Source organism: Janthinobacterium lyxosi (genome assembly GCF_051380665.1).
Classification (GTDB): Bacteria; Pseudomonadota; Gammaproteobacteria; order Burkholderiales; family Burkholderiaceae_D; genus Janthinobacterium.
Map to the genome: position 1 here is coordinate 266,213 of NZ_JBNYXM010000004.1, position 11,605 is coordinate 277,817.

Genomic DNA, 11,605 nt, shown 5'->3' on the forward strand with positions numbered 1-11,605 from the left:
GGCCCCGGCGGCGGCAAAAACTGCTACTATCGCGCGCCGCCACTTACTGCATCCTCGCATGACCGTCCTTAGCCACACTCATCCGCTGGTGCGCCAGCTGGAAAACGACTTGCTGCCCCGGTTCCGCGCCGCCCTGCCGCCACTTGCGGCCGCTGCGCCTCAGGTACTCGCCTCCGTCTTCGCCTTTTCCAGCGGTACGGTCAGCGCCTTCCAGGATTATCACTTCGGCATTTCCTGCCTGCTCGGAGAGGTCCCCGAGGATGCCCCGGAAGAAGTCGCCCTGCTGGTCAGCGTCACGCGCCTCGACGCCAGCGCCCGGCTGAGCGCCAAGGTTGTCTGGGGCCAGCCATCGGGCCTGGTGGAAATGCAGACCGAGCTACTGGATGGCGACCTGCCTGCCTTGCATGCGGCCCTGCCCGGCTTGCTGGCCTGCTTGCAAGAGGCAGCCAGCCGCGGCGCACCAGCAATATGACAGGCGCATGAAAAAGTGCCAGGAAACAACAACTTACGATTTCCGCAGCGCAACTTTGTTGACTTCCACTAGCCCTAGCCCCTATCCTTTCAGTTACGTTTGGTGAGAATGTGTGCATGTTCCTGTGAGCATGCAGACGGTGTCGCCTTGCTTGCGCAAAGTCCATTCCGCATTTTTATTGCAACCATGAGGGCAACGTGCCTGGACGGCCGCTGCCGGCAAATACGGAGCTGACTGCCATGCCATCGCACCACCATTTTCCTGCAACATCCTTGCTGGGCTGCGTCTTCCTGCTGGCCGCCCTGCCCGTACAGGCACAGACCTCGGACAGCACGGCCGCCACCTTCAGCGCCAATGCCAGCCTCACCTCGCAATACATTTCGCGCGGCTTTCGCCAGACCTGGGGCAAGCCGGCCCTGCAGGCCGGTGCCGACTACGCGCACCCCAGCGGCTGGTCGCTGGGGACGTGGGCTTCCACCGTCAGCGACCGCTATATCGAAGACGCCAGCATCGAATGGGACCTGTATGGCGGCTACAGCGGCACGGCGGGCGAGCTGGGCTATAGCGTGCTGGCGTATTATTACAAGTATCCGGGTGCCATCTACCGCGCCACAGGCGTCAAGTACGACTATGGCGAACTGTCGCTGGGCCTGAGCTACAAGATGCTGTACGCCAAGTACAACCATACCGTCACGCGAGACTTTTTCGGCATCACCAATGCGCGCGGAACGGGCTACCTGGACGTGGGCGCGAATGTCGACCTGGGCAATGCCTGGACCTTGAATCTGCACGCCGGCAATGGCCGGGTGGCGGGCGCAGGCAATGCCATCTGGAACTGGCGCGACGCCAAGGTCGGCGTCACCAGGACCTTCGACGGCGGCTGGAGCGCCAGCGCTGCCGTGACGCGTGCCTGGGGCGCCACCGACGCCTACGACCATTACACGCTGGGCATCCCGAATGCAGCCGGCCAGTTCGACACCTCGAACCCCGCCGCGGCCACGCTGGTCGTGGCCATCAGCAAGACGTTCTAGGTGCGCCACGCGCGCCGCCCATGACACCGATATCCTCCCCATCAAGGAACAGCCTCATGCAACTCTCACTGAACAGCAAAATCTGCGTCGCCGCCACCGCGCTCGCCATCCTCAGCCTGGGCGTCACGGCGGCGGTGATCGGCTACAAGAGCAGTGCCAGCGCCGAAGCGGCCGCTTTGGCACTGGCGCGCACGTCGGCACGTGAAGTGGCTGGCGCCTTGCAGGCACGCATCGCCAGCAACCTGGCCAGCGTCAGCAGCCTGGCCGGCGCCATGCGCGGCACCAAAAGCGCCAGCCTGCCCCTGCAGCGTGAACAGATCAATGAGCTGACCAAGGCGACGCTGAGCAGTTCGGAAGACTTGCTGGGCGCGGCCGTGACGTGGGAGCCGAACGCGCTCGACGGCAAGGATGCGGAATTCGCCGACCAGAAGCCGAACTACGACGCCAGCGGCCGCTTCATGCCCTACTGGACGCGGGGCGCCGGCGGCAAGCTGCAAGTCGAACCCATCGTCTTCGACCCGAAACCGGGCGCCAACGACTGGTATGACGTACCCAAGCGCACGGGAAAAACCTTCTTTACGGAACCGTATATCTACCCCGTCAACGGCAAGGATGTACTGATGGCCTCGCTGGTCGCGCCCATCATGATCGATGGCAGCTTCAAGGGCACGGCCAGCGCCGACTTCATGCTCACGCGCCTGGCGAAAATCCTGGCCGATCTGAAAGTGATCGAGGGCGGCAAGCTGGCCCTGATCTCGAACGGCGGCCTGTACGCCAGCCATCCCGTGCCTGAACGGCTGGGCAAGAAGGCCGACGACGTGCCTGCTGCCGGCCTGGAAAAGGTACGCCAGGGCCAGCCGTACGAATACGAGGATGGCCAGGGCTATATCCACTTGCTGCAGCCGCTGCAGATCCACCCCGATATCGCGCCATGGAGCGTGGAACTGAACTTCCCGAAAAGCGTGGCCATCGCCTCGGCGCGCGAGCTGATGATCTACACCCTGATCGTCGCCCTGCTGTGCGCGGCGGCCACGGCCGGCATCCTGATCCTCGTCGTCAACCAGCTGACGCGCCCGCTGCGCACCCTGGGCCGCACCATGACGGACCTGTCCAGCGGCGACGCCGACCTGCGCGTCAAGCTGGAAGTCAAGGGCACCGACGAGCTGGCCGTCATCGGCAAGGGTTTCAACGCCTTCGTGGAAAAGATCCACGCCGTGCTGCTGCAAGTGCAGGCCAGCGCCGACAATGTGGCGCGCGCCAGCGCGGAAATTGCGCAAGGCAATAACGACCTGTCGGCCCGCACGGAACAGCAAGCCAGTTCGCTGGAAGAGACGGCCGCTTCGGTGGAAGAGCTGACGGGCACGGTCAAGGAAAACGCCGACCATGCGCGCCAGGCGAATCAATTGGCGGCCTCTGCGTCCAGCGTGGCGCAAAAGAGCGGTGAAGTGGTCGGCAAGGTGATAGCAACCATGACGTCGATCAATGACTCGTCGAACAAGATCGTCGACATCATCAGCGTGATTGACGGCATCGCCTTCCAGACCAACATCCTGGCCCTGAACGCGGCCGTGGAAGCGGCGCGCGCGGGCGAACAGGGCCGCGGTTTCGCCGTCGTCGCCACGGAAGTGCGCAACCTGGCACAGCGCTCGGCTGCGGCGGCCAAGGAAATCAAGCTGCTGATCGACGATTCCGTGGGCAAGGTGGCCGCCGGCAGCAAGCTAGTCGATGAAGCGGGCGCCACCATGGAGCAGGTGGTCGACAGCGTGCGCAAGGTCACCGCCATCATGGCCGACATCAGCGTCGCCACCACCGAGCAAAGCGACGGCATCGCCCAGGTCAACCAGGCGCTGGCGCAAATGGATGGCGTGACGCAGCAGAACGCGGCCCTGGTCGAGGAAGCGGCGGCCGCCGCCGAAAGCCTGCAAGACCAGGCCAGCCACCTGGCCCAGGTCGTCAGCGTGTTCAAGCTGGGCGAGCAGGTGCGCCAGACGACACCAGCAGCAAGCGTGGCAACGCCGCGCGCCGTGCCGCCAAAAACACCGGTGCCAGCCAAGCGCCTGAGCATCGCCAAGCCGCAAGCGGCACAGCGCGCGCCCGCCAAGGCAACGGCCGGCGATGACTGGGAAGAGTTTTAAGCGGAGTGAGGCGACGCTAACCCGCAAAGTTTCCCTCTTTGCGGGCGGCGCAGCACCATGGTGAGTTTTCGTGAGTTTCCATAGAGAAATATTTCGTATAATCTGGCGCGCCTGCGGCACGCCACTTTGCCGATTATTGGAAATACATGAAAAAAACCCTCGCAGTACTTACCTCTTCCACACTGCTGGCCGCTTGCGGCGGTGGTTCTTCCACTCCTGCCGAACAAGCCGCAGCTCCCCTGGCCGTGTATGCGGGCAGCTGGCAGACTCCCTGCCAGGACAAGGCGCTCGAGACGATGACCATCACCAGCAAAGCCGATGGCAGCCTGGAGATCGCCGACAAGATCGAGCACTTCGAGACCGCAAACTGCTCCGGCACGCCATTTGCCACCCAAAGCCCCACTGTCACATCCACCGTTAGCTATGGCAGCACGGCCGAGGTGCAGGTCCAGCTCAACCCCGCTGGCGCCACGAACGCCACCCGCATTGACAAAATCACGCTCAGCAGTCCCGCCTATACGAGCGTCTTCACCGGCAAGGACCTGATCTATTCCGTCGAACTGGGGGAGCCGGCCTGGTGCATCACTCACCCGGACAAGCCGCGTTCCTGCGCCGCTGACGCGGGACCGGTCCCCGCCATGACGCAAACGGGTGGCTTGTACCTGCAAGGCGACAAGCTGTATCTGCTCTTGCCAGATGCGGCTGTCTACAAAACAAACTTTGTATTGACCCGCAAGTAAGCGAACTGCGCCAGATGCAGCCGGCGCGGCGCATCTGGCATAACTGTCCACCTGATTCCAGATATTGATCCAAATCAAGTCGCCGATAGATTCGGTGAGAATTGTCCCCTGTCAATACTCCTATAATCAGGCCGCGTTGACGGCACGCACCGTTGCCGGATAAAAGGACTCTGAATGAAAAAACTACTGGCAGTATTGGCCGGCTCGGCCGCGGCACTCTTGACCGGCTGCGGTGGAGGTAGCGGTGGCGGCGGTACGACGCAGCAGCTTGCCGGCGATTCCGGCAGTGCCTCGCCGCTGGCCGCGTATATCGGCACCTGGCAGTCGGCCTGCGACGATCACGACCGTCAATCGCTCGTCATCGCATTCAAGAGCGACGGCAGCGGTTCGCTGGAAATGACGCCGACCGGCGAAACCTACTTCAAGGCCGATTGCTCCGGCCCCGTGGTAGCGACGGACAGCATGAGCGCGAAGATCACCGGCAAGCCGGACGGTACAGCCGACATGCTGATCAAGCTGGCGGAAAATGCCGCGGCAACGAGCTTGCGCGTCGATAAGGTCACCTCGTCGGCCCCGGCCTATGCATTCCAGCGCAGCGGCGCCACCGTGAAATATGTGCTGCGAGCAAACCAGCAGCAGTGGTGCGTCGAGGTGGACAATGGTGAATCGTGCATGTGGGACGAAGGCATGCAAGCTGCACAAAGCGTCCCCGGCGGCCTGTCCTTGCGCGGCAACGACCTGTACACGGTGATGCTGGACAAGGGCGTGTATGTCCTGGACATGCACTACGTGAAAAAGTAAGCGCATGTTCTGCTGCGGGGCCGCCCGGCCTTGCAGTTGTCGCGGCCGCATCTTCTCGCCCGTCGCTGCATGGTCGCGTGGCCGTTCGCGGGAGTATGTGCAGAATCGAACAGACATTGCGAAAATAGAAAGCTATCCTGTTGAAAAAACAGGAGCTTGCCATGTCGCAGCATACCTTCCCCCTGCCCTCCCACACTGCACTGGACGCCCTGTTGCAGCCGCAGGACCGCGCTTTCCACCCCATCGAAGGCTTGCGGCGTTTGCGCGACGCGGGGCTGGATCAATTACCCCTGCCCGGGCACGGCGCCACCCTGCAGCGCTGGCAAATGCTGGCTGCCATTGCCGCCATCGACCTCTCCCTGCTCAAGCTGTATGAGGGCCATACCGATGCGCTGGCCATCCTGGCGGAAATCGACGGTCCCGGCGTGCCGGCCGGCAGCAGCTGGGGCGTCTGGTGCGCGGAAATGCCGGGCGCGCGCGTGCAGTTGCAACAGGCGACCGATGGCCGCCATGTGCTCGATGGCCGCAAGGCCTGGTGCTCCGGGGCGAATGGCCTCAGCCATGCCTTGATCAGCTGCTGGAACGAGGACGGCCAGGCATGCCTGGCCTGCGTGGCCCTGTCGCAGCCCGGTGTGCACGTCACGGACGAAGGTTGGCAAGCCGTCGGCATGCTCGCCTGCGCCAGCGTCGACGTGACTTTTTCCGGCGCACGGGCCTTTCCCGTGGGCGCTCCGGGCGCCTACCTGGAGCGCCCCGGTTTCTGGCATGGCGGCGCCGGCATCGCGGCCGCGTGGTATGGCGCGGCCTGCGCCGTCGCCAGCCACCTGCATGCGCGCGCGCAGCACGCCGCCCCCGATCCCGTCCGCCTGGCGCAACTGGGGCAAATCGACTGCGCACTGCGCGCCGCCGGCGCGCTGCTGCGCGAAGGCGCCGCCGAAATCGACGCACAGCCGCAGCGCGACGCCATGGGCCTGGCGCTGCGCCTGCGCCTGACGGTGGAAGACGCCGCCACCCTGGTCATGCACCTGGCCACCCGTGCGCTGGGCGCCGGCCCCCTGTGCCGCGATGCCCGCTTCGCGCGCCTGGCGGCCGACCTGCCCGTCTTCCTGCGCCAAAGCCATGCCGAACGCGATCAGGCCGTGCTGGGCGGTATCATCGCCGGCGCCGAAGAACATCCGTGGGCGCTCTGACATGCTCGCCCATCCCGACAAGCATGCGCGCCGCATCGAAGGCGGTGGCACGCCTGACCAGGTTTGGCTATCCTGGCCGGGGCTAAATGACCTGCCCACCATTGGCGCCCACGCACTGGTGCCGCCGGGGGCGCGCGCCGTCATCGTCGCGCCTCATCCCGACGATGAAATCCTCGCCTGCGGCGGCTTGCTGCAACTGCTGGCGGCGCAAGGCAGCGAACTGCTGCTCATCGCCGTCACCGATGGCGACGCCAGCCATCCGGGCTCGCCACTCTGGCCGCAGGAACGCCTGCGCCGCGTGCGCCCGCAGGAATCGGCGCAGGCGCTGCAGGCACTGAGACTGGCGCATCCCGCATGGCTGCGCCTGCACCTGCCCGATGGCGGCGTGGCCAGCATGACACCGCGCCTGAGCACCACATTGGCAGCGCAGCTGCGTCCCGGCGACAGGGTCTTCACCACCTGGCGCCTGGATGGCCACCCGGACCATGAGGCTTGCGGCTGGGCCTGCGCTGCAGCATGCTCGGCCAGCGGCGCCACTCTGGTGGAAATGCCCGTCTGGGGCTGGCACTGGGCCACGCCCGGCGATGCGCGCCTACCCTGGCACCGCGCGCATCGCCTGCCATTGCCGGCCCCCATCTTGCAGCGCAAGCGCGCAGCCCTGCGCTGCTTCGCCAGCCAGATGGAAGCCGATCCTTCGACGGGCCGCCCCGCCATCGTGGCCGGCGACGCCTTGCAGCGACTGCTGCACGCGTGGGAGGTGTATTTTCTATGAACGCATCTTTCAAGCCAGACGACCAGCGCGGCAGCTATTTCGAACAGCTGTATCGCCAGGATGCCGACCCGTGGCTGGTGCGCCAGCGCTGGTACGAGGAGCGCAAGCGCGCCCTGCTGCTGGCAAGCCTGCCACAGCAGCACTACCGCCACGCATATGAACCGGGCTGCGGCAACGGCGAGCTGACGGTGGAACTGGCACGACGCTGCGAGCGCGTACTGGCGGCCGACCTCTCGGCCGAAGCGCTGGGGCTGGCGCAGCAGCGCCTGCTGGACGCGGGGTGCAGCGGCAACGTCAGCCTGGCGCAGCACCGACTGCCGCAGGACTGGCCGCGCATCCTGCCGGGCGCCGAAAAGTTCGGCCTGATCGTCCTGAGCGAGATCGCCTATTACCTGGCGACGGAAGAGCTGGCGCGCGTGGTCAAACACAGCATCGCCAGCCTGGCGCCGGGCGGCAGCATCGTCCTGTGCCACTGGCGCGCGCCGTTCGCGCAGCGCATCGTCTCGACCGTGCGCGTACATGCAGCCTTCCAGGACGCGCCCGGCCTGCACCGCGTGCTGCGGCACGAAGAAACCGACTTCCTGCTGGGGATCTGGTCGAACGATGCGCGCTCGGTGGCGCAGCGCGAGGGCTTCGCATGATCGGCGTGGTGGTGCCCGTGCATAACGAGGAAGCGTGCCTGGGCGCCTGCCTGGAAGCGTTGCGCCTTGCCGCCACCTGTCCCTTGCTGCATGGCGAGGCGGTGTGCATCGTCATCGTGCTCGATGCCTGCAGCGACCAGTCGCAGCGCATCGTGCTGGCGCATGCCATACAGGCTGACCTGCGCTGGCGTCTCGACTGCATCGCCATCAATGCGCAGAACGTGGGCAGCGCGCGCGCCGCCGGCGCGCAGCTGCTGCTGCAGCGGGGCGCACGCTGGCTGGCCTTTACGGATGCGGATACGCGCGTGTCGCCCTCCTGGCTGAGCACCCAGCTGGGCCTGGACGCCGATGCCGTCTGTGGCACGGTGGCGGTGGATGACTGGTCGCCGCACGGACACAACGCCGATGCGCTGCGCGAACACTACGCCCGCACCTACAATGATGCCGACGGCCACCGCCACATCCATGGCGCCAACTTCGGCGTACACGCCAGCGCCTACCTGCGCGCCGGCGGCTTTGCGCCATTGGCCTGCAGCGAAGACGTGGCGATGGTGGCCGCCCTGCAAGCGTGCGGTGCGCACATCGCCTGGAGCGCCGCGCCGCGTGTCACCACCAGCGCCCGCCGCCATGCCAGGGCACGGGGCGGCTTCGGCGATACCTTGCTGCAGGTAGTGGCGGCGCTGGAGACATCCGCGCACCTGACGCCGACTTAGCGCATCGCTTCCAGCAAACCCGGCGCAAACTCGGCGCCGTGCTTGACCTGCGCGGTGGACGCCTTCAGCGTGGCGCCGATCGGTTCCGCGCGGCCAGCCAGGCATTGCCCCAGGAAGTTTTCCGTCACCGCATTGAAGGCGATGTTGTTCACGGGCCGGGCAAAGCCATGGCCTTCGTCGGGAAACAGCACATACGTGACGGGGATATTCTTCGCTGACATGGCCGCCACGATCTGGTCCGACTCAGCCACGTTGACGCGCGGGTCGTTCGCCCCCTGGCCAATCAGCAGGGGCCGCTGGATGTTCTGCGCAAAATTCAGCGGCGAACGCTCCTTCAGCAGCGCCCTGCCTTCTTCCGTGGTCGGGTCGCCCATGCGTTTATAGAACTGCTGCTTGCCCACTTCCCAATACGGTGGAATGGTTTGCAGCAGGGTGAACAGGTTCGACGGGCCGACGATGTCGACGCCGCAGGCAAACGTGGTCGGGGTGAACGCCATGCCGGCCAGAGTGGCATAGCCGCCGTACGAGCCGCCCATGATGGCCACCTTGTCGGCGCTGGTCACGCCGCTCTTCACGGCCCATTGCACGGCGTCGAGCAAGTCGTCATGCATCTTGCGGCCCCACTGCAGGTCACCGGCCGAGATGAATTGCTTGCCGAAGCCCGTCGATCCCCGGTAATTCACCGACAGCACCGCGTAGCCCCGATTGGCCAGCCACTGGTGGTAGCCGTTGTAGCCATACGTATCGCGCGCCCATGGCCCGCCGTGCACCAGCAGCACCATCGGCACCGCCTGCGATGGCACACCGCCGGCGTTCGCCTTCGACGCCTGCGGCAAAGTGAGGTAAGACACCAGAGTCAGACCGTCGCGCGCCTTGATTTGCTGCGGATACATGGGCACCAGCGGCGCGCCTTCCAGTTCCGGACGCGTGACGTACAGCCGCGTGAGCTTTTTGGTCTTGCGCTCATACAGCCAGGTCGATGCCGGCGCCGTGACGGCATCGACGCCCACCAGCCACTTGTCGTCGGCTTCCGTGCGCGATGTCACGTTGAACTGGCCCTTGGCATGCTTCTTCAGGAAGGCCAGGTCGGCCTTCAGGTCGTCCGTCAGCGGCAGGTATTCCTGCTGCAGATAGTCGACGGAATAGGCCTGCACCTTGCCCGTGCGCGTATCGTACAGGGCGTCAGAAATGTCGGCACGCGGGTCTTGCGCCACCAGCGTGGCCTTGCCGCTGGCGACATCCTGCGCCAGCAGCGCCGAGGTATTGCGGCCGCGCGAGTCGGTCCAGTACAAGGTCTTGCCATCGACCGTAAACGCCAGCGGCGCCGTGGTCTGCGAGTCTTCCAGGCCCACCTCGGCCAGTGGTGCGCTCTCGACCTTGCCATCGGTCATGCGGAAATACTGCATGCCACCATCGGCGCGCGCCTTGCTGGCGATACGCAGCTTGAGCTGCTCGTCGGCCAGGTAGCCGCCATAGCCATCATTCTGCTGCACCAGGGTCAGCTTGCCGCTGGCCAGGTCCAGGCTGTACACGTCATGCCAGCGCGCATCGCGGTTATTGATGCCCACCAGGATGCGGTCCTTGACCTTGCTGCTGATCTGGACGATCCGCACGCGGGTCTTCTCGAACGGCGTGTAATTGATCTGCTTGCCCGTTGCCACGTTCACGCCATACAGCAGGAAATTCTCGTCGCCACCCTTGTCCTGGATGAACAGCAGGGTTTTGGAATCGGACGACCAGAAGCTGCTGCGGATGGGCCGCACCTTCTCTTGCGTCAGCGGGCGCGCCTGCGCCAGGTCGCTGGCCGGCGCCACCCACACATTGAGCACGCCATCGCGCGGCGCGATCCACGACAGCCACCGTCCATCGGGACTGAGCTTGCCACCGGACTTGCTGGGATTGCCGAACAGTTTGGCCCGCTCGATCAGCGGCGTGTCATTGACAGGGGCTTGCGCGTGCGCCGGCAGCGCGCTGGCGAACAACAGGACAGGCAGGACATAGCGAATCATGGACACCTCATGGTTAATGAATGAAGGGAAACATCACACGTGCATGTGCCAGCAAATCATAAGCCAAAGCGGTATTGCCAGGTTGATTACAGCGACAGGGGACGCAAATCGGGGGATAGAATGGCGAAAACGGGGGCTGGCAGGTCCGTCAAGTCACTGACGCGGGCGCGACTAGCTAACGCCACCGGCCTCGCTCGTGCCTGTACGCAGGTCAAGCCCAAGCAGGCACGTGTCGCCGTTTTCCCTACGGCAGACGCACAGAATATGCCCTCGGCGCCATTCATGCCGTGCCGTGCTTGTCAGTGCCGGATACAGCTTCGTTCGCGCGCCATCGCAGTGGACTCTGCGGCGAGCACCTTGGCCTGCCAGCGGCGCGAGAAACCGCGCCGGGACTGGCTGATGCCCCCGATCGCATTCTGCCCGGTTTCCTGGGCACAGTGGTCCAGGGCCTGGCGCAGCATCGTATCGATGCTGGTCAGGGAAACCTGATACTCGTCCGCGACCTCCTGGCGCGTCTTTTCTTCGATCCTCAGGGCAAGCAGAACAGAACGGTGCCGATGTGGCATGCGCTGCATCGCGCGCTCGACTGCGGCCAAATCGGAGCGGGCCAAGGCAATCAGGTCCGGACCGGGGGCCGGGTCAGTCAGATGCTCGATTGCAGCCTCATCGTCGTGCTGCGAAGAGCGCGTGCCGCGCAGCTGGTCCATCGCGACGTTGCATGCCACCCGGTAGACATAGGCGTTCGGGTTTTGCACGAACACAGGGACGCTCATGCCCGCCAGTCGTAGCCAGGCATCGTGCAGGCAGTCGCTGGCCAGCTCGGGACAACCGAGATTGCGCAACAATCGACGGTGCAGGCGAGCGTAGTTCGCCGCCAGAAAATCGCCCAGCGCGATGCCGTGGCCGGTCTCGCCAAATGAGTCTCCGACGACCTCATCGGCAACATTGGACGCCTTCAAGCCATCCAAGGTACTCGGGTTCATGACGGTTATACCTCGGTGTTCGCCTGCCAGACGCGCAAGCTTCGGGGCAGCGCAACGTCAGCAGAAAAAATGGGGGAACGGCGACCTATGCACAGCGAATGCATGGAACTTCCCATCC

Annotated in this window: 11 protein-coding genes; 9 read left to right on the forward strand and 2 right to left on the reverse strand. The window is 65.0% G+C overall.

What is annotated here, in order from left to right:
• The first annotated feature begins 58 nt into the window (after positions 1-58).
• The 9 genes from ACQ4WP_RS06000 to ACQ4WP_RS06040 all read left to right on the forward strand — a co-directional run bounded on the left by ACQ4WP_RS06000 (position 59) and on the right by ACQ4WP_RS06040 (position 8,495).
• Entirely contained in the window at positions 59-472 is a 414-nt protein-coding gene (locus ACQ4WP_RS06000; protein WP_436519116.1) for a hypothetical protein, read from the forward strand.
• A gap of 239 nt (positions 473-711) precedes the next feature.
• Positions 712-1,503: a TorF family putative porin gene (locus ACQ4WP_RS06005; protein ID WP_436519117.1), complete on the forward strand. Its 792-nt coding sequence runs from the start codon at positions 712-714 to the stop codon at positions 1,501-1,503.
• A 56-nt stretch (positions 1,504-1,559) separates the two neighbouring features.
• Positions 1,560-3,638: a methyl-accepting chemotaxis protein gene (locus ACQ4WP_RS06010; RefSeq protein WP_436519118.1), complete on the forward strand. Its 2,079-nt coding sequence runs from the start codon at positions 1,560-1,562 to the stop codon at positions 3,636-3,638.
• 146 nt (positions 3,639-3,784) lie between these two features.
• Positions 3,785-4,378 (forward strand): hypothetical protein, encoded by a 594-nt coding sequence (locus ACQ4WP_RS06015; RefSeq protein ID WP_436519119.1) that lies wholly within the window; start codon positions 3,785-3,787, stop codon positions 4,376-4,378.
• 174 nt (positions 4,379-4,552) lie between these two features.
• Entirely contained in the window at positions 4,553-5,179 is a 627-nt protein-coding gene (locus ACQ4WP_RS06020) for a hypothetical protein (protein WP_436519120.1), read from the forward strand.
• Between the two features lie 161 nt (positions 5,180-5,340).
• Positions 5,341-6,369, forward strand: a complete 1,029-nt coding sequence (locus ACQ4WP_RS06025) for an acyl-CoA dehydrogenase family protein (protein ID WP_436519121.1) — start codon at positions 5,341-5,343, stop codon at positions 6,367-6,369.
• A gap of 1 nt (position 6,370) precedes the next feature.
• Positions 6,371-7,141: a PIG-L deacetylase family protein gene (locus ACQ4WP_RS06030; RefSeq protein WP_436519122.1), complete on the forward strand. Its 771-nt coding sequence runs from the start codon at positions 6,371-6,373 to the stop codon at positions 7,139-7,141.
• Positions 7,138-7,782 carry a class I SAM-dependent DNA methyltransferase gene (locus ACQ4WP_RS06035; protein WP_436519123.1) on the forward strand — a complete coding sequence of 215 codons (645 nt, stop codon included), beginning with the start codon at positions 7,138-7,140 and terminating at the stop codon, positions 7,780-7,782. The genes ACQ4WP_RS06030 and ACQ4WP_RS06035 overlap by 4 nt, the downstream gene beginning before the upstream one ends.
• Positions 7,779-8,495 (forward strand): glycosyltransferase family 2 protein, encoded by a 717-nt coding sequence (locus tag ACQ4WP_RS06040; RefSeq protein ID WP_436519124.1) that lies wholly within the window; start codon positions 7,779-7,781, stop codon positions 8,493-8,495. The genes ACQ4WP_RS06035 and ACQ4WP_RS06040 overlap by 4 nt, the downstream gene beginning before the upstream one ends.
• Here the strand turns inward: ACQ4WP_RS06040 and ACQ4WP_RS06045 are convergent.
• Together ACQ4WP_RS06045 and ACQ4WP_RS06050 are read right to left on the reverse strand one after the other, a co-directional pair.
• Positions 8,492-10,504, reverse strand: coding sequence for a S9 family peptidase (locus tag ACQ4WP_RS06045; protein WP_436519125.1), 2,013 nt, complete (start codon positions 10,502-10,504; stop codon positions 8,492-8,494). The genes ACQ4WP_RS06040 and ACQ4WP_RS06045 overlap by 4 nt on opposite strands.
• Before the next feature lie 299 nt (positions 10,505-10,803).
• Positions 10,804-11,487: an RNA polymerase sigma factor gene (locus ACQ4WP_RS06050; RefSeq protein WP_436519126.1), complete on the reverse strand. Its 684-nt coding sequence runs from the start codon at positions 11,485-11,487 to the stop codon at positions 10,804-10,806.
• Positions 11,488-11,605: the final 118 nt, after the last annotated feature.